The organism is Rossellomorea oryzaecorticis, from assembly GCF_045897515.1.
In the GTDB taxonomy this organism is placed as follows: Bacteria; Bacillota; Bacilli; order Bacillales; family Bacillaceae_B; genus Rossellomorea; species Rossellomorea enclensis.
The window spans coordinates 1-18009 of the sequence record NZ_JBJOSA010000006.1; the positions used below are offsets into that span (position 1 = coordinate 1).

General features: G+C 47.2%; 22 protein-coding genes. 15 read left to right on the plus strand and 7 right to left on the minus strand.

Going from position 1 to position 18009, the window contains the following annotated elements; translation table 11 throughout:
• Positions 1-297: 297 nt before the first annotated feature.
• The 4 genes from ACKA06_RS08815 to ACKA06_RS08830 all read left to right on the plus strand — a co-directional run bounded on the left by ACKA06_RS08815 (position 298) and on the right by ACKA06_RS08830 (position 4479).
• Positions 298-1152 carry a GRP family sugar transporter gene (locus ACKA06_RS08815; RefSeq protein WP_058297684.1) on the plus strand — a complete coding sequence of 285 codons (855 nt, stop codon included), beginning with the start codon at positions 298-300 and terminating at the stop codon, positions 1150-1152.
• 44 nt (positions 1153-1196) lie between these two features.
• Positions 1197-1982: a glucose-1-dehydrogenase gene (locus tag ACKA06_RS08820; protein WP_411159453.1), complete on the plus strand. Its 786-nt coding sequence runs from the start codon at positions 1197-1199 to the stop codon at positions 1980-1982.
• A gap of 874 nt (positions 1983-2856) precedes the next feature.
• Positions 2857-4119: a Y-family DNA polymerase gene (locus ACKA06_RS08825; RefSeq protein ID WP_198259256.1), complete on the plus strand. Its 1263-nt coding sequence runs from the start codon at positions 2857-2859 to the stop codon at positions 4117-4119.
• Between the two features lie 21 nt (positions 4120-4140).
• Positions 4141-4479, plus strand: a complete 339-nt coding sequence (locus ACKA06_RS08830; protein ID WP_411159454.1) for a YolD-like family protein — start codon at positions 4141-4143, stop codon at positions 4477-4479.
• A 39-nt stretch (positions 4480-4518) separates the two neighbouring features.
• On the opposite strand, the gene ACKA06_RS08835 is transcribed toward ACKA06_RS08830, so the two are convergent.
• Positions 4519-4734 carry a CDGSH iron-sulfur domain-containing protein gene (locus ACKA06_RS08835; RefSeq protein ID WP_032087805.1) on the minus strand — a complete coding sequence of 72 codons (216 nt, stop codon included), beginning with the start codon at positions 4732-4734 and terminating at the stop codon, positions 4519-4521.
• 127 nt (positions 4735-4861) lie between these two features.
• On the opposite strand from ACKA06_RS08835, the gene ACKA06_RS08840 reads away from it, so the two are divergent.
• Positions 4862-5194, plus strand: a complete 333-nt coding sequence (locus ACKA06_RS08840; protein ID WP_032087941.1) for an iron-sulfur cluster biosynthesis family protein — start codon at positions 4862-4864, stop codon at positions 5192-5194.
• A gap of 15 nt (positions 5195-5209) precedes the next feature.
• Here the strand turns inward: ACKA06_RS08840 and ACKA06_RS08845 are convergent, their stop codons facing one another.
• The 4 genes from ACKA06_RS08845 to ACKA06_RS08860 all read right to left on the minus strand — a co-directional run bounded on the left by ACKA06_RS08845 (position 5210) and on the right by ACKA06_RS08860 (position 8282).
• Entirely contained in the window at positions 5210-6127 is a 918-nt protein-coding gene (locus ACKA06_RS08845) for an aminoglycoside phosphotransferase family protein (RefSeq protein ID WP_198259253.1), read from the minus strand.
• Positions 6128-7057 (minus strand): alpha/beta hydrolase, encoded by a 930-nt coding sequence (locus tag ACKA06_RS08850; RefSeq protein WP_197671273.1) that lies wholly within the window; start codon positions 7055-7057, stop codon positions 6128-6130. It lies immediately after the preceding gene.
• A 124-nt stretch (positions 7058-7181) separates the two neighbouring features.
• On the minus strand, positions 7182-7313 hold the full coding sequence (locus tag ACKA06_RS08855) for a hypothetical protein (protein WP_411159455.1): 132 nt from the start codon (positions 7311-7313) through the stop codon (positions 7182-7184).
• Positions 7314-7379: 66 nt separating this feature from the next.
• Positions 7380-8282: a hydroxymethylglutaryl-CoA lyase gene (locus ACKA06_RS08860; protein WP_198259252.1), complete on the minus strand. Its 903-nt coding sequence runs from the start codon at positions 8280-8282 to the stop codon at positions 7380-7382.
• 175 nt (positions 8283-8457) lie between these two features.
• On the opposite strand from ACKA06_RS08860, the gene ACKA06_RS08865 reads away from it, so the two are divergent.
• The 4 genes from ACKA06_RS08865 to ACKA06_RS08880 all read left to right on the plus strand — a co-directional run bounded on the left by ACKA06_RS08865 (position 8458) and on the right by ACKA06_RS08880 (position 11636).
• Positions 8458-9645 (plus strand): acetyl-CoA C-acetyltransferase, encoded by a 1188-nt coding sequence (locus ACKA06_RS08865; RefSeq protein ID WP_156522447.1) that lies wholly within the window; start codon positions 8458-8460, stop codon positions 9643-9645.
• Between the two features lie 35 nt (positions 9646-9680).
• Complete coding sequence (locus ACKA06_RS08870) at positions 9681-10370, plus strand: CoA transferase subunit A (protein WP_058297676.1); 690 nt, start codon at positions 9681-9683, stop codon at positions 10368-10370.
• Positions 10371-10388: 18 nt separating this feature from the next.
• A complete protein-coding gene (locus ACKA06_RS08875) occupies positions 10389-11051 on the plus strand; it encodes a CoA transferase subunit B (protein WP_064564090.1) in 663 nt (220 codons plus the stop codon).
• A gap of 354 nt (positions 11052-11405) precedes the next feature.
• Entirely contained in the window at positions 11406-11636 is a 231-nt protein-coding gene (locus tag ACKA06_RS08880; protein ID WP_032087813.1) for a YqkE family protein, read from the plus strand.
• Between the two features lie 261 nt (positions 11637-11897).
• Here ACKA06_RS08880 and ACKA06_RS08885 read toward each other — a convergent pair whose 3' ends face one another.
• On the minus strand, positions 11898-12821 hold the full coding sequence (locus tag ACKA06_RS08885) for an aldo/keto reductase (RefSeq protein ID WP_032087814.1): 924 nt from the start codon (positions 12819-12821) through the stop codon (positions 11898-11900).
• Positions 12822-12921: 100 nt separating this feature from the next.
• A complete protein-coding gene (gene mciZ / locus ACKA06_RS08890; RefSeq protein WP_032087815.1) occupies positions 12922-13053 on the minus strand; it encodes a Z-ring formation inhibitor MciZ in 132 nt (43 codons plus the stop codon).
• An 81-nt stretch (positions 13054-13134) separates the two neighbouring features.
• Here mciZ and ACKA06_RS08895 point away from each other — a divergent pair, with 81 nt between their 5' ends.
• The 6 genes from ACKA06_RS08895 to deoB all read left to right on the plus strand — a co-directional run bounded on the left by ACKA06_RS08895 (position 13135) and on the right by deoB (position 17967).
• Positions 13135-13683: an NUDIX hydrolase gene (locus ACKA06_RS08895; protein WP_032087816.1), complete on the plus strand. Its 549-nt coding sequence runs from the start codon at positions 13135-13137 to the stop codon at positions 13681-13683.
• Between the two features lie 276 nt (positions 13684-13959).
• Positions 13960-14613, plus strand: coding sequence for a stage II sporulation protein M (spoIIM, locus tag ACKA06_RS08900; RefSeq protein WP_058297672.1), 654 nt, complete (start codon positions 13960-13962; stop codon positions 14611-14613).
• A gap of 109 nt (positions 14614-14722) precedes the next feature.
• On the plus strand, positions 14723-15178 hold the full coding sequence (gene fur / locus ACKA06_RS08905; RefSeq protein WP_032087818.1) for a ferric iron uptake transcriptional regulator: 456 nt from the start codon (positions 14723-14725) through the stop codon (positions 15176-15178).
• A 252-nt stretch (positions 15179-15430) separates the two neighbouring features.
• On the plus strand, positions 15431-15658 hold the full coding sequence (locus ACKA06_RS08910) for a YqzK family protein (RefSeq protein ID WP_032087819.1): 228 nt from the start codon (positions 15431-15433) through the stop codon (positions 15656-15658).
• A 6-nt stretch (positions 15659-15664) separates the two neighbouring features.
• The gene (xerD, locus tag ACKA06_RS08915) at positions 15665-16558 is read left to right on the plus strand and encodes a site-specific tyrosine recombinase XerD (RefSeq protein ID WP_198259251.1); all 894 of its coding nucleotides are present in this window, start codon (positions 15665-15667) and stop codon (positions 16556-16558) included.
• A 224-nt stretch (positions 16559-16782) separates the two neighbouring features.
• Complete coding sequence (deoB, locus tag ACKA06_RS08920) at positions 16783-17967, plus strand: phosphopentomutase (RefSeq protein ID WP_411159456.1); 1185 nt, start codon at positions 16783-16785, stop codon at positions 17965-17967.
• Positions 17968-18009 lie beyond the last annotated feature (42 nt).

Here is an 18009-nt window from a genome sequence, read left to right on the forward strand (position 1 = left end):
AATGAAACCGCCGTATACGGAACCGTACGTACGGTGGTGTGAGAGGTCGGGGGTTAGTCACCCCCTCCTACTCGATTGCAATGATCCTTCAATTGGCTGCAGCGGCAAGCAAAGCCTTTCCATCTTCCCGCAAGTCTCTACGAATCTTCACCTGTCGTCCCCCGCTGGATTATTAAAAAGAAAATGAGGGTATGCACCATTGGACAGGGAAATTTTCCTTGTCCAGTAAATTTGATGCCTATTTTTTCTTTTCCGTGGGAAACTAGGGTCATCTAAGTGAAAGAAGGATGTGAATGTATGACGGGAATATTGTTAGCCCTCATCCCCGCGGTCGCATGGGGGAGTCTTGTATTTGTAAGTGTCAAGCTCGGGGGGAATGCCTACAGTCAGACGGTCGGGATCACGATCGGTTCCCTGCTGTTCGCCGCCGGTATTTTTCTTTTTAAGTCTCCTGAATTATCGATGCTTGTCTGGAGTGTCGGCTTTATATCAGGTGTGTTTTGGGCGGTTGGCCAGGTGAATCAGCTGGCGAGTGTCAAATTTATCGGGGTTGCAAAGACCGTCCCCATTTCTACAGGGATGCAATTGATCGGAACGACTCTTTTTGGGGTATTGGTCTTCAAAGAATGGACGACCACTGAAACCATCATGCTTGGAAGCGGGGCTGTCATTGCGCTTATCATCGGTGTCATCCTGACTTCCTACACGCAAAAGTCCGAAGACAAAGACAATCAGCAGTTGAAAAAAGGGCTTCTGACTCTGTTTATTTCAAGCCTTGGATATATTGCATATGTCGTCATCGTCCGCTGGTTCGAAATCGACGGCTGGGAAGCCGTTTTACCGCAGGCCATCGGAATGTTCATCGGGGCGGTCGCCATCACCATCAGGCATAAGCCATTCAATAAATATACTGCCAGGAACATCTTGACCGGGCTCATGTGGGCAGCCGGAAATCTGGGGCTCCTGCTCGCACTTCCGAGAATCGGTGTGGCGACGAGCTTTTCACTTTCTCAGACGGGAATCGTGATCTCGACAATCGGAGGATTGTTCTTCCTGGGTGAAAAGAAATCGAAGAAACAAATACTGCTTGTGATTGCAGGATGTATCCTGATCATCATCGGCGGCGTATTGCTTGGCTTTACGAAGGAATAGTCCGGGCAGCGTTGATTCATTGAAAAATAAAGGAGGAAATTCATATGTATGCTGATTTACAAGGGAAAGTGGTCATTATTACAGGAGCTGCCACAGGGATTGGAAAGGCGATCGCCAAACGGTTTGCAGAGGAAAAGTGCAAGGTGGTCATCAATTATTTCAGTGAAGAAGAGAATCCGGAAGAACTGCTGAAGGAAATCGAACAGGGCGGGGGCACTGCATCCATCATCCAGGGGGACGTCACCAAAGAAGCGGATGTCGAAGCCTTTGTCAAATTCACCCATGATACATATGGCAGCCTCGATATCTATGTAAATAATGCAGGCATTGAAAATGAAGTGCCGACGGAAAGACTGTCCCTTGAAGATTGGAACAAGGTGCTGAATACCAATCTGACCGGAACATTCCTTGGCTGCCGGGAAGCGGCGGAGTATATGCTGAAGAATGACATCAAGGGATCAATCATCAATATCTCTTCCGTGCATGAAATCATTCCGTGGCCGCATTTCGTTCACTATGCTGCCAGCAAAGGGGGAGTGAAGCTCTTGATGGAAAGCCTGGCTTTGGAATTTGCCCCTGACGGCATCCGCGTCAACAACATAGCCCCCGGCGCCATCGATACCCCCATCAACGCCGAAAAATTCTCCGACCCGGAAAAGAAAAAAGGTGTTGAAAAATTGATACCGCTCGGCTACATCGGCGAACCCGGACAAATTGCCTCCTGTGCCGCATTTCTTGCATCGGAACAGGCAGGCTACGTGACAGGGACGACATTGATCGCGGACGGCGGTATGACGAAGTACCCGGGATTCCAGGCCGGGAAAGGGTAATGGGATGGAGTCTGCTCTTGATCGAGCAGACTCTTTTTTATTTGCAGGCAGGCCCGCTGCCAAGGATATCCCGATTCTTATCTAGCCACGGAAGGCCGCTCAATAAGAATCATTCTAAGCAGCGCAATTATCGGGAAAGAGGCGCAATTAATTGAAAAGGTGCGCAATTATCCTTAAAGTGGCGCAATAAATGAGAATCCGGCGCAATCCTTCAGATAAGCTGCGCAATTTGACTCATTACAAGGGGCCCGGGAGAATATGGGCCGCCCGCTGCGGGCCTGAGTTATCACTGAATATCCAATACTGTTGAAATCCCTTCAAAAAAGGGTGAAAACCTCTTTCCTATCACCACTATTCGAAGATCTTCCGCCTTTCGTGATGTCCAGCTCCAGGGCTTAGAAGCACATGTCATAAGTCAAACCGGCCAAGAAGGCAAAGAACGCCTTCGTGACCGATTCGCCTTATGCCACACGCTTCTGACCAAAGCCCTTCCGCATTTCGGTTTGTCCAGTTCCGGCGGCTGGAGGCCCGAGACATAAGTCATGCCATCCAAGAAGGCAATGAGCGCCTTCGTGGCCGCTCTGCCTTATGCTTGCCGCCTCTGAGCGAGCCGCCTCCGCTTTTCTAGTGTCCAGCTCCAGGGCTTAGAGGCACATGTCATAAGTCAAATCGGCCAAGAAGGCAAAGATCCGCCTTCGTGGCCGTTCTGCCTTATGCCCCCCGCCTCTAATCAAAGCCCTTCCGCATTTCGGTCTCCCGATATTTTTACTCCATTCCCAATAATTTAAGTTGAAAGCGAACGTATATTCGTATAAAATCATACATATAATAAAAGAGAACGAACGTTCGTAGTAATAAGGAAGGAGTGAGAAGGATGACTGTCGACTACAGCGGGCTGCCGCATCACAAGATTTTATGCATCGATATGAAGAGCTTTTACGCCAGCTGTTCGGCTGTCATGCTCGGCCTCGATCCGCTCGAATGCCACTTGGCGGTTGTCGGGGACCCGGACAGGCAGGGAAGCATTGTGCTGGCTGCATCTCCCAAGTTAAAGAAGGACTTTGGCATCAAGACCGGATCCAGGATGTTCGAAATCCCAAAGGATCCCCGCATCAGGCTCGTGGAGCCGAAAATGGCCACCTACGTGCGCATATCCACTGAAATCACCCGCTTGTTCCATCGCTATGTCCCGAAAGACGCTATCCATACGTACAGCGTCGATGAAAGCTTCATCAAAATCGACGGGGCCACCCATCTGTGGGGGGACGCCATGACCATCGCCCGTAAAATCAAAGATGATATGGAAAGGGAGTTTCAGCTGCCGTGTGCGATTGGCATCGGGCCGAATCTGCTTCTATCCAAACTCTGCCTCGACCTTGAAGCAAAGAAGGAGGGAATTGCAGAGTGGAAATATGAAGACGTGCCGGAAAAGCTTTGGCCCCTGTCCCCTCTCTGCGAGATGTGGGGAATCGGCCGCCGTCTCGAAAAGACGCTCAACCGGATGGGGATCTTCTCGGTCGGGCAGCTCGCGCAGTATGACCTCGGGAAACTGGAGGCGAAATTCGGGGTGATGGGCAACCAGCTGTATTATCATGCCTGGGGTGTGGACTTGTCCGAGATTGGGGCGCCGATCATGGAAGGGCAGATCAGCTTCGGCAAGAGCCAGATCCTTTTGAGGGACTACAAGGAAAGGAAGGAAATCAAGTCTGTCATCCTTGAAATGTGCGAGGAGGTGGCCAGGAGGGCGAGGACGCACCGGAAGGCCGGACGGACCGTCAGTTTCGGGATCGGATACAGCCGGGAGGAATTCGGGGGCGGGTTTCACCGGTCGCGGACAGTCGATGAGCCGACCAATATCACGATGGACCTGTACAGGGTCTGCCTCGAGCTTTTCGAAGAGAATTATAACGGGAAGACTGTCCGGAAAATTTCCATTGCCCTTTCGAATATTGTGGAAGATGAAACGATGCAGATTTCCTTATTCGAGCCGAAACGGTGGGAGAAGCGGGAATTGGGATATGTGGTGGACAGGATCCGCCGCAAATATGGATCGGCTTCCCTGCTCAGGGCAGTATCCTATACGGAGGCGGGAACGGCAAGACATCGTGCGCGTCTGGTCGGGGGTCATAAATCGTGATGAAATCCAGGAGGTGAGCAAGTGATACGGGACCGCGGAAGAATCAAATGGACGTCCATGATGCTCCCGGAGCATGTGAAATTATTACGGGATTGGGCGAAGGAAGATACGTACGAAAAGAAAAAAGAGCTCGATGAACAAGAATTGGAAGTATTGAACGAAACGGTGGCGGAAGCAATGGAGTTTGGGAAAGCCGTAGCGATCACCCACTATGTGAATCATCGTCATGAACTGCTCGTCGGCCTCATCCATCACGCCGATTCATTGGAAGGGAAGCTGCACGTGGTGGACAGCGACGGGAAAGTCTGGTATATCCCCTTGGCAGGCATCTCGGACATCCGATTTTTTGAAGAAGGCTGAAGAAAAAAGAGAGGCTGAAAGCCTCTCCGGTTTAAAGGATCATTCCTCGTCCAGCACTTTCTCAGCACGTACACAGGATTCGAATTTCCCCTTGTGGGACGCGTCGCAGAACGGCATTTTAGCAGACAGGCCGCAGCGGCACAGAGAGAAGACCTGCTTCGTAGGAAATACATTTCCGTCAGCATCGATCAGCTCCACATCCCCGCTTACACGAAGAGAACCGTTATCATTTACTTTGATTTGAGCTTTTGCCATGAAAAACCACCCTTTCTATAAAATACAAAAGTTTCCCCATACTGATAGTAAAGTGAAAGATGAAAAAATGCAATATAATAAAGGGACGAGAAAAAATATGATAGGATGGAGGGGAGGAGGAAGTCACATGAAAATTCAACTTACAGAAGCGGCAGCAGAAAAGATAAATGAGAAAACAGCAGGCCGGAGAGGCCATTTGAAATTGAAATATGATATAGACGGGTGCGGATGTGTAGTGTCAGGCGTCCCGACCTTATGGTATGTATCAGAACCGGATGAAATCGATGATGTGGCAGTCGAGACCAATCATTTTCCGATTTTGGTGGAAAAGTCGAAAACGGTTTTCCTTGATGAAGAGCTGAAAATCGATTTTTCCACAGCCAGTAATACGTTTCAACTGAAAAGTCCGGGACAGATCCTCAACGGTAGGATGAACTTCATCCTGTACCCTGGAGAATAGAGAAAAAGCCGGTCCTCAAAGGGAACCGGCTTTATTTTCGTTCAAGAGCCTTTCATACATTTCCGCAATGGCTGCCCCGTTTTTCCAGCAGTCGCTCCCATCTTCGGTACACCAGCAGGCAGACAGCACCGAGTGGCAGAATCCGTAGGAGATCAGTCTTTCATAAGAAAGGGAAAGCAGGGAAGAGAAGGCTGCCGTCCTGAATTTCAAAAGTTCATAAGGGTCTTCATGGTCCTTCCAGTGATTCAGGGTGTACTGGATGCAGTCGTATTCCCGCTCACCGATCAGCCCCTTTGGATCGATGGCCGTCCAGCCCGCCGATTCAGAATAGAGGATGTTCTCATGGTGCAGGTCGCCGTGAAGCAGGTATCGTTCCTCTGAAGAACCGAGGAGCCTGCTGAAAAGGGACTCTGCCTTTGAAATCATCTTCTCCGGCAGGGGACCGTTCCCGTCCTTAAAGCGGGATTTATAACGTCTGATCCCTTCCGACCAGGCTTCGACATCGGGAAACGGATGGGTAGTAGAAGGCTTGTGCCACAATTTTTCCGCAATAGCAGCGAAAATCTTTAACTGCTTCATTTCATCCCTCAGGGAATGAAGGGCGCGGCCGGGCTGTAGATGGGTCAGGATGATCCAGCCTGCTTCCTGATCGGAATCAATGACTTTCACCATGGCATCACCGGCGAACTCGCGGAGTGCATGGAACTCGTTGGAAAACTCTTTATTGGGATAACCCATTTTCAGCACCGCAGAAGTACCGTCCGGGAGAACGGCGGGAACCACAAAGTTATAGCTCAGGGAAAAAGGTTCGCCGAATGACAGACTGCGTTTTTCCTGAAGGGAAAGAATGGTTTGCTCTGCCTGTTCGACCCAGGCCGAACCCTTGTCTCCATACATCGCTTCCATTTTTGCTTGAAAGTATTCGGGGATCATTTACTCTGCCTCCTTTCCATGGTCTACGACTTCATCAAGGAATTGCTGCACCACGCCCTCATACTTTTCGGGGTCTTCATTGTAGGATTGTGCATGGGTGCCGCGGAAATCAAGATGCATCATTTTCGGCCCCTGCTTCATGTGGAATAAATCTTCCGTCATTTTCGGCAGGATATAATCATCTTCCATGCTGTGGATGAACAGGACAGGCTTACGGATGTTCCCGATGACGGAGACAGGGGAGAGATCCTTTAACGAATAGCCCTCGCGGAATTTTAATGTCCGGTTTACGAGGGGCAGCAGGAATCCCGCAGGAATTTTCAGTTCCACGCTCATCCTGTAGGCAAGCTGTTCCCCGAAATCGGAATACGGGCAATCTGCAATATAAAAGTCTGCCCGGTCCTCGACACTCCCCCCGTAGAGAAGGATGGTGGCGGCCCCCATGGACTCGCCGTGTATGCCGAAATAGACATTCTCACCTTCCCGGAGGATCAATTCGTCGACGACTGCTTTTAAGTCGAATTTTTCGTAATATCCATAGCTGGTCGACTTCCCGCCGGATTTCCCGTGCCGCCGGTGGTCATAGATGATGGCATTGAATCCTTTTTTAATGAACAGATTCATATATTTAATGGAATTAAGCTTGTTTTCAGTAACACCATGCGCAAAGATCATGTACCTCTTATGCGGGTGGGGAGTGACGAAAACAGCATTGAGATCATATCCGTAAGGAGAGGGGATGTACACTTCTTCTTTAGGAAGCGCATCATACTCTTCCTGGATGAGCCGGAGTGCATCGATTTCCCTTGAACGAACCGATTTTTCATCTTTTTTGGGAAGGTACAGGAAGGTATTCGTAATGAAATAGCCCAGCCCGCCGATCCCGAGGGCGGATAGGAGGCCGCCTATCAAATAAGATTTTTTCTTCATGATTTCACCTCATAGACTTTCAGCTCTTCTTTCATTTTAACATCAGGAGGAAAGAAGTGGAATTCACAGGGGAGAGAATAAAAAAGAAGCGCACCCAAAAGTTGGGAGCGCTTCTAAAGAAGAATCAAGATTTTGCATTTTGCCCTTTGGTCGGGTGAATCGCTTTATCGAGTTCTTCTGCGGACAGGGTGTTCGCCACTGTATCGCTGTTCGGCTTTCCTTTCTGGCTGTTTCCCTTTTCGCGCTTTTGACTCATGTTTTCATCTCCTTCGCATTCAGTCAATCTTAGAATGCTCGTGGAGCAGGAGGTGTATTCAAACTCTTATTTATTCAGCTCGTAAAGGCGGTAATATCCGCTTTCAACAGGGCGGGAGATAAACGGCTTCACGACATCGATCGCCTGCGAGAGCTTTTCGAGGTCGATGCCGGTTTTCACACCCATCTCTTCCGCCATGAATACGACATCTTCGGTTGCCACATTCCCAGTGGCTCCCGGAGCAAATGGGCATCCCCCGAGCCCGCCGGCGGAACTGTCAAAGCGATCCACCCCGGCCTGCATGGAAGCAAGGATGTTGGCAAGGGCCATTTTCCTCGTATCATGGAAATGAGCGGTCAGGAGAAGACCGGGCAGTTCACTTTTCAGTAAAGTGAACAGTGCATGGGCTTCAAGCGGATTCGCCCGGCCCACGGTATCCGCTACACTCAATTCATCCACGCCCATATCCGCGAATCTGTTACATAAGGCAAGCGTATCCTCAGGTGCGATCTTTCCTTCATATGGACAGTAGAAGGCGGTCGAAATGCAGGCCCTTACAAAATATCCCCTGTCCTTTAGCTGGGTTACGAGGGGTTCAAGTCCGGTAAGCGCGTCTTCGGTCGTTTTATTGATATTCTTTTGGTTGAACGTATTGCTTACCCCGACGAAAACAGCCACTGCCCTGCAGTCTGTTTCATAGACACGCTGGAGGCCCCTTTCATTCGGTGCAAGGACGAAATCGCGCGAGCCACTGGTAAGGCACGATTCCACTATATCGCCTGCATCCTGCATCTGGGGAACCCACTTGGGAGAAACGAAAGACGTCAGCTCCATTTCCCTGATGCCGGAATCCTTCAACCGTAATATAAATTCTTTCTTCGTTTCAGTCGGAACAAAGTTCTTTTCATTCTGCAGGCCGTCCCGCGGGCCCACTTCGATAATTGTAATATTTTCAGGTAATTTCAACATATCCATCCCCCTTGTTTTTATTGTAGGAAAATTTCGACAACAAAATCAACTAAATTTTTTAAGAAAGAAAAAGGAAATTGAAGCGTTTACATAGAAAAGGTTTAAGTGGAGATATGTTTGCCTATTCTCTAGTGGATGGAATTCATGAGAATCAGTCAGAATGGGAGGAAGAGAAATGTCGAACGAAGTAGTGATTGTAAGCGCTGTCCGTACAGCGATCGGGAGCTTTAACGGCTCATTGAAGGATATTTCGGCTCCTGAGCTTGGAGCGATCGTAATCAAAGATGCCCTTGAAAAGGCAGGCGTGAAAAAAGAAGATGTCGATGAAGTGATCATGGGGAATGTCCTGCAGGCCGGATTAGGTCAAAATCCTGCAAGGCAGGCTTCCATTAAAGCAGGTTTACCCGAGAGTGTACCTGCCATGACGATAAATAAAGTATGCGGATCCGGTTTGAAAACCGTCCATCTGGCCACTCAGGCAATCCTTGCCGGGGATGCGGATATCATTGTGGCCGGCGGGATGGAGAACATGAGTCAGGCCCCGTATTTATTAAAAGGGGCAAGGAATGGATACAAAATGGGAGATCAAAAAGTCGTGGACAGCATGATTTCCGACGGCTTGTGGTGTGCGTTCAATGATTATCATATGGGAGTCACCGCTGAAAATCTGTGTGACCGCTATTCCTTATCCCGTGAAGAACAGGATGAATTTGCAGCATGGAGCCAGGAGAAAGCAAGTGCTGCCATCGAGTCAGGCAGGTTCAAGGATGAAATTGTCCCGGTACATATTCCGCAGCGCAAAGGGGATCCGGTTGAGTTCAGCCAGGATGAATTTCCGCGCAAGGGCTCCACTGCAGAGAAATTGTCAGGGCTCCGTGCGGCATTCAAAAAAGATGGAAGTGTCACGGCGGGCAATGCATCAGGAATCAACGACGGGGCGGCAGCTGTCGTGGTCATGTCGAAGAAAAAAGCAGAAGAACTCGGCATCACGCCCCTTGTCACGATTAAGGGGAATGCAAATGCAGGTGTGGATCCAAGCGTGATGGGCATCGGACCGGTTGCGGCAGTGAAGAAGGTGCTGGAAAAAACAAAGATGAGCATGGAAGACATGCAGCTGATCGAGGCCAATGAGGCGTTTGCCGCACAATCATTGGCGGTGGATAAAGAACTTGGATTCAAGCGCGATGCCCTCAATGTAAACGGAGGAGCGATTGCTTTGGGACACCCTATCGGAGCGAGCGGGACAAGGATCCTTGTAACGCTGATTCATGAAATGAAGAAAAGACAGGTACAGCACGGCTTGGCTACTTTATGCATCGGCGGCGGCCAGGGTGTAGCGACAGTCGTTGAACTGCATCAATAAAAAGCAGGCTGAATGACAACTAAGGAGGGAAAACAATGAAACAGGTTTATACTTCATACAATGAAGCGGTGGCGGATATCCAGGACGGAGCCACACTGATGGTAGGAGGATTCGGACTTTGTGGAATCCCGGAGAAACTGATCCTTGCCCTGGTGGAAAAAGGAGTCAAAAACCTGACTGTCATCTCCAACAACTGCGGAGTGGATGACTGGGGTCTCGGTTTGCTGCTGAAAAATAAGCAGATCGATAAAATGATCGGTTCTTATGTAGGTGAGAATAAAGAGTTTGAAAGACAGGTATTGTCAGGTGAACTCGAAGTGGAGTTGGTCCCTCAGGGAACACTGGCCGAAAAGATCCGTGCAGGCGGCGCGGGCATCCCTGCATTTTACACGCCTGCAGGAGTGGGGACACCAGTTGCCGAAGGAAAAGAAACACGCACCTTCAATGGTAAAGAATATCTGCTGGAAGAAGCATATACGGCTGATTTCTCACTCGTCAGGGCCTGGAAAGCAGATAAAATGGGCAATCTTGTTTACAACAAGACAGCGCAGAACTTCAATCCGATGATTGCTGCTGCAGGAAAAGTAACCATTGCTGAAGCGGAAGAAATTGTAGAAATTGGAGACATCAATCCGAATGAAGTACACACTCCAAGCATCTATGTTCAACGATTGGTTCAGGCAGAGCAGGAAAAGCGTATTGAAAGAAGAACAGTCAAAGCCTAGAAGGGAGAGTGGAATAGGATGGATCGTGCGAAAATGCGTGAAAAGATCGCCAGGAGAGCGGAAAAAGAAATTCAAGATGGTTTTTATGTGAATTTAGGAATCGGAATGCCGACCCTGGTCGCCAACTATATAACAGAAAACAAGCAGGTTGTGCTTCAGTCGGAGAATGGGCTGCTCGGAATAGGACCATACCCGACGGAAGAAGAGCTTGATGCCGATCTGATCAATGCCGGGAAAGAAACGGTCACTGCCATCCCCGGTTCCGCTTACTTTAACAGTGCGGAATCCTTTGGAATGATCAGGGGGGGACATATCAATATCGCCATCCTTGGAGGAATGGAGGTTGCGGAAAACGGCGACCTTGCCAACTGGATGATACCAGGAAAGATGATCAAGGGGATGGGCGGAGCGATGGACCTCGTCCATGGCGCCCAGCGGATCATCGTCATCATGGAACATGTGAATAAAAACAATGAAAGCAAGATCCTTAAAGAGTGCACCCTCCCTCTTACAGGACAGGGGGTAGTCGACCGCATCATCACCGACCGTGCCGTCATGGATGTAACAGAAGACGGCCTGCTATTACGTGAAGTTGCGAACGGATTCACAGTCGAAGACATCCAATCGACTACAGCGGCCGAACTGAAAGTAGCGGAAGACGTCAAACTCGAAGCATACTGATCACCGAACAAACCATCCGGGAAAGGAATACTTCCCGGATGTTTTTTTTATTTCAACATGCTATATTTCTAATAGTAGAAATGTTTTTAGATATTTATTGGAATTATTATCGTGGATGTTAAACCACTCCAGCTGTTGATTGGAGTGCAGGACGAAGACTCCTAACCGAAATGCGGAAGGGCTTTGCTCAGAGGCGGTTTGGCTTATGACATGTGCCTCTAATCCCTGCAGCTGGACAGTTCCCTTCTCTGCCGAGGGAGGCTCACGGGCCACCCGCGGAAAGCGAAGTCCTGCACGGAAATCAAAAGCGGTGATTAGAATTACATAACTATTTACAGTCAGGGGGATCTCCAAATGTCCAAAAAAAAGAAACAGGAAGCCGAAATGACATTAAAAAACTCAATCAATGCCGACCTGTTCGAACAGCTCAAAAATAAAAAGAAAGAGCTGGAGAAAGTGGAAGAAGTAAAAAAAGAAGAAGAACAGAAGCGTAAAGCGGAAGAAAGAAAACAACGAGAGAAAAACAAATCCTTCGAGGAACTATTGAACGAAAGCGATATGAACTGGAAGAATTATAAGAAGTAAAAGTATTTTTCTATGAAATACCTTAATTAACAAACAGCTATCATTTACAGTTTATGGGCGGGAAATTCAATTTAAGGGCGAAATTCTTGATTAAAGGGCGAAATCACCAATATAAGGGCGGAATCCTTGAAATAAGGGCGACCTGTCGGTTTTCCGACAAAACCGCCAACCAATGACTTCCGACATTCACTGTCTTATCACACTATTTCATTCCAAAACGAAACCCCGCCGGCAGATCCGGCGGGGTTATTTTGCACCATTCTAATCCCGGTGCTGTTCATATCGTGAAATTTTTGTCAATTGCTCCAACAGCTTCAATTCATCCGGAGAAAGCGGCGGCCGGTTGACGGCATCAATGTTTTCTTTCAGCTGGCGGGTCGAACTGGCTCCCGGGATGACCGATGCGACTCCGCTGCGGGCAAGGTCATACTGCAGGGCAAGTTCATTCATGCTTCTTGTGTCCGATGCTTTTGAACGGATGGCGCCCAAGGCTTCTTCAAGCTCGGCATAGGAATAATCCAGGTATCCGTCCTTTCTTATTTTATCTGAAGCTTTTGACAGCATCTTGTCGGAAAGAAGCCCTTTTGCAAGGGGACCCCGTGCAATGATGCTTACTTGATGTTCCTCAAGCAGGTCCATCCATTCCTCAGGACGGCGGTCGAGCAGGCTGTACTGCATCATCACGCTCTGAGCAGAAGAATGGCTTAAGAAACGTTTGATGACATTCGGACGAATCGAAGAAATACCGTATTCACGAATATAGCCTTCTTCTTTCAGTTCTTCAAATGCCTCTATACTCTCCTCAAAATTGTCCTCGATCGTCCCGCCGTGAAGCTGGTATAAATCGATATAATCCACCTTCAATCTTGAAAGGCTGTCTTTTACTGCCGACTTGATATACTCTTTGGACGGATCCCATCTCCACCCGTCCTCGACATCATTCCATCGGTTTCCGACTTTGGAGGCGATGATCACATCATCCCTCACATCTTTGAGGGCGCTGCCGACGATTTCCTCATTCCTGCCGAAGTCATATAAATCAGCGGTATCAAAATAGTTGATGCCGTTCTCAAGTGCCGTCTGAACGATTTCTTTGGCATGCGTCTCGTCGGTGCCGAGCGACATGCAGCCGAGTCCTATTTTTGAAACAGATAAATCAGATGTGCCAATTTGTCTTTTTTCCATCATATCAGTCCTTTCCATCCATACTTTCGCTATCTATTATTTTAACGAAAGAAGGGATGGTTAAACAAAGGATATGACTTTTTTACTCGGCAGGAAGCTCTTATTCTTTGACAAGTGCAGCCGTCCACTCTTTAACTGTTTCATATTTCCTGCTGTATTCCTTCAGCTTTGCCCTGACTTCCCAAGCTTTACCGGCAAGAATGATCCGGTCTTTCTCTACGATTACCTGCATGAGCGGTCACCTCATCCTTTCTTTGAAATATGGTAAAATGTATGAAGATAACGTGATAGTGAGAACAAGGAGAGTTGCTTTATGAAAAAATTCGAAGAAAAGACGCTTACGAGTGAAACCATTTATCAAGGTAAGATCATTGATCTTCAAATCGATGAAGTCGAGCTTCCAAACGGAAAGACCTCAAAAAGGGAACTGATCAAACATCCAGGGGCAGTGGCAGTCATCGCTTTGACGCCCGAGGGCAGGATTGTGATGGTGGAGCAATACCGGAAGGCCCTGGAAAAGTCGATCGTCGAGATTCCGGCAGGTAAGCTGGAACCCGGCGAAGAACCTGTCAAAACTGCTGCAAGGGAGCTGGAAGAAGAAACAGGATACGGATGTGAAAACCTCCGTCACCTAATTTCTTTCTATACTTCCCCGGGATTCGCGGATGAACTTGTGCATCTTTATATCGCTGAAAACATTACACGGATAGAGGATGCAAGGGGACCTGATGAAGACGAGTTTGTGGACCTGATAGAGGTGACGGTTGAGGAGGCGCTGAATCTTATAAAAGAAAAAAAAATCTATGATGCCAAAACAGCTTATGCCGTACAGTATCTCCAACTTCAGCAGTTTTATAAATAGGCTCTTTTCGCCCATGTGAAAATACCGGTACTTGGGTATTTTCAGAGATTTAAATCAAGCTTTATATAGAATACGTGTACTCATGACGTTTAAATTCAACAGGTTGACGATAGCAAGAACCTTTTAGAAAACAGCCCTTAAATAAACATAGAAAAGACGCCCCTTTTAACTGACCAAAGAGGGGCGTCTGTCTATTGGATTTGGAAAAAAGCTGCGGCATAAACCAGTCCCTTCCTGCATATATTCTACTAATCGGTATCTGGGAGGAGCGTCGTGATGCGCAAAAAAATATCAAATTCAAATCCACTCGTCCAACATGTACAAGCACATTCCTCAATCTACTTATTTGTCATTACATTGTTTTTAATGGGAATCATCTTCGGGGCAATCGTGGTGAACTCACTGTCTTTTGCTCAAAAAGAAGATTTATATTTTTATTTAAGTAAGTTCTTCAGTGAAATTGAGGGCGGGAGATTCACCTCGGCTGAAGAACTGTTCAGGCAGAGCTTCCTTCATAATGTGAAATATCTCGGTCTGATCTGGATATTGGGAATCTCGATCATCGGTCTGCCCTTGATCTTTGTGTTGATTTTCATGAAGGGGGTCGTGGTCGGTTTTTCAGTCGGCTTCCTGGTGAATCAAATGAGCTGGAGCGGATTTCTGCTTTCTTTTGTGAGCATACTGCCCCAAAACATCATCATCATCCCTGCGTTCATCTTTATAGGAGTTGTCAGTGCGAGCTTTTCACTCACGCTGATCCGGAAGATCTTTGTAAGACACAGTTCGTCGCTGCAATTTCAAATCGTTCCCTTTTTATCAAGGTATGTCATTTTCTTTGTGATTGCCGTAGGTATTGTGACCGCTGCCGCAAGTATAGAAGCATATCTTTCTCCTAATTTAATGGAAGCTGTCATTTCAAAATTGAAATAATCATTCTTAAATGAGAATCATTTTGGTTTCTTGATTATAATAATTTTATTTTGCTTATTCCTCCCTTTTTGATATAATAATATAGACGTTGACGAGGGAGGGAAGGACTATGGAAAGTCGCATTGAACGAATCAAAAAGCTGCTTCATTCCGCCAGCTATAAATTGACACCGCAGCGTGAAGCAACTGTACGCGTGCTGTTGGAGCATGAAGAAGATCACCTGAGTGCCGAAGATGTATACCTCCTCGTTAAGGAAAAATCTCCGGAAATTGGACTTGCAACGGTGTATCGCACACTCGAGCTGCTGTCTGAACTGAAAATCGTGGATAAGATCAATTTTGGTGATGGCGTTTCACGGTACGACCTTCGTCAAGAAGGAGCCGCCCATTTCCACCATCATTTAGTTTGCATCGAATGCGGTGCCGTGGATGAAATACAGGAAGATCTGCTTGAAGATGTCGAAAAGATTGTTGAGAGAGATTGGAAATTCAAAATTAAAGACCATCGATTGACCTTTCACGGAATCTGCTCAAGATGCCAGGATAAAGAGGAAGAGTCTGAATAGTAAATGGAAAAGCCCTGAAGAAGCCGGTTATTGTTTCATCTGAAACGATTCTATACATATCTTAAGGGCTTTTTTTAATCTTCATGAAATTGATTCGGTCATAATGCCTGAAGGCGGGAACCGGTCAATGCAGGAACGATATAAAAGTAGATAAATTATGTCCCCCTTGGTATAAAACAGCCCAAAATCGTCATAGCTTGTATTATAGAGACGGATGGACTGTAGAAATCATATCAAATGGAGGACAGACTTATGAAAAAGGGTCTTGGAGTGGTCTGGCAGACCATTAAAGTATTTATTTTATTTACCGGGTCCACAATCCTGTTTTATTATGGGATCATGTGGATAAGTGAAGAGTACGAAGGATACCACAAATACGATGAGCCGGAGGGAGCCGCGGTGAAAGTGTTCTCTTCCGTCGCGGATGAAGAAAGCCACTGGTATGATCGATTATTATTTTTTTATATGAACGGGGAGTAATGCAATTTGGAAGATCAAATTAAAGACTATATGCACTTTTTGATCGTTGAGAAAGGGCTCGCTAAGAATACAATTGAATCGTATCAGCGCGACTTGAAGAACTATTCATTGTACTTGGCCAATGTAGAAGAGATTTCAACTTTCAATGAGGTAACGAGGGTCAATATTGTCCAGTTCCTGGGGCATCTGAAGGATCAGGGGAAATCCTCCAAAACCGTAGCGAGGCATGTGGCTTCGATTCGATCCTTCCACCAGTTCCTCCTGAGGGAAAAAAGCACCGATCAAGATCCCACTGTGCACATTGAAACCCCGAAGACCGAGAGGAATCTCCCAAGGATACTGAGTATAGAAGAAGTGGAAGCGCTGCTTGAAGCCCCGGAGGAATCGACTCCGCTTGGAATGCGCGACAAAGCGATGCTTGAACTTCTCTACGCAACCGGCATCCGCGTGAGTGAACTCATTTCTCTTAAAATGGAAGATGTCCATCTCACAATGGGATTTGTCAGATGCATCGGAAAGGGAAATAAGGAAAGGATCATCCCGATCGGAAAGACGGCCATGACTGTCCTTGAGAAATACCTTGAAAATGCGCGGCTGAAATTAAGGTCGAAAAAGCATAAAGATGAACATCTTTTTCTCAATCATCATGGAAAAGGATTGACAAGGCAGGGATTCTGGAAAAACCTGAAGGCGCTTGCCAAAAAAGCGAACATTGAAAAAGATTTGACACCTCACACGCTGAGGCACTCTTTTGCCACTCATTTATTGGAAAACGGCGCTGATTTAAGGGCCGTCCAGGAAATGCTCGGGCATGCTGACATTTCAACAACGCAGATTTATACACATGTTACCAAAACCCGCTTAAAGGATGTTTATTCAAAATTTCATCCAAGGGCCTAGGAAAGAGAGACTTCTTAAAGATTTATCAAACTTTAAGGGGTTCTCTCTTGTTTTTTTTATAACGTAAAAGTAGAATATAGATGTCAGACTTCTGACGTGATTTTCGTATGATTGATGCGTCAGCGTAAAGGGAATGATACGCACAAGGATGCAAAATGTAACCGCTTTTTTGTTGTGTTATAAAAAGATGCGCAGATAAGCAGCTATAAATAGGAGGATTAAAAATGAGCAGCTATACATATAAAAGGGTTCACTTGATCGTGATGGATTCAGTGGGAATCGGGGAAGCACCTGATGCCGAACTGTTCAATGATCAGGGAACGGACACGCTGGGTCATATCGCTGAACATATGAATGGGCTGAATATGCCCAATATGGCAAAACTTGGTCTTTCGAATATAAAAGAGGTCAAAGGGGTGGAGAAAGCAGATTCTCCGCTTGCTTATTATACGAAGATGCAGGAGGCGTCCGTTGGGAAGGACACCATGACAGGCCACTGGGAGATCATGGGGCTTCATATCGATACGCCATTCAAGACATATCCGGACGGCTTTCCTGAAAAGCTGATCCAAAAACTTGAGGCGGAGACAGGCAGGACCGTAATCGGCAACAAACCTGCCAGCGGTACTGCGATCATCGAAGAGCTTGGGAAAGAACATATGGAAACAGGGGCGCTGATCGTTTACACATCTGCAGATCCTGTTCTACAAATCGCCGCGCATGAAGACATTATCCCTATCGAGGAACAGTATAAAATATGTGAAATTGCGCGTGAAATTACTATGGACGAAGAATTCCTGGTCGGTCGTGTCATTGCCCGTCCATTTGTCGGAGAGCCGGGAAGCTTCAAGCGGACATCCAATCGCCATGACTATGCGTTAAAGCCATTTAACCGTACTGTCATGAATGAGCTGAAGGATTCAGGGTTCGATGTCATTGCGCTCGGTAAGATCTCAGACATTTATAATGGTGAGGGGGTAACGAAGGCAGTCCGTACGAAACACAATATGGACGGGATGGATGTTTTCATCAAAACCTTCGATGAATCATTTACCGGTCTCAGCTTCCTGAATCTGGTTGATTTCGATGCATTATATGGCCACCGCAGGGATCCTGAAGGGTATGGAAAGGCACTGGAAGAATTCGACGCCCGCCTTCCGGAAGTATTCGAGAAAATGACGGAAGATGATCTTCTCCTCATCACTGCAGATCATGGAAATGATCCGACGGCACCTGGAACCGATCATACAAGGGAATATGTTCCGCTTCTTGCTTACTCGAAACGCTTCTCAAAAGGTGATGAACTCCCTCTGAGGGAAACCTTCGCTGACATCGGGGCAACTGTAGCGGATAACTTCAATGTGAACATGCCGAAATTCGGTAAAAGCTTTTTAACTCAATTAAAATAAAAGAATCAAACAAGGCAGAACAGGGATAGAGATGAATGGAGG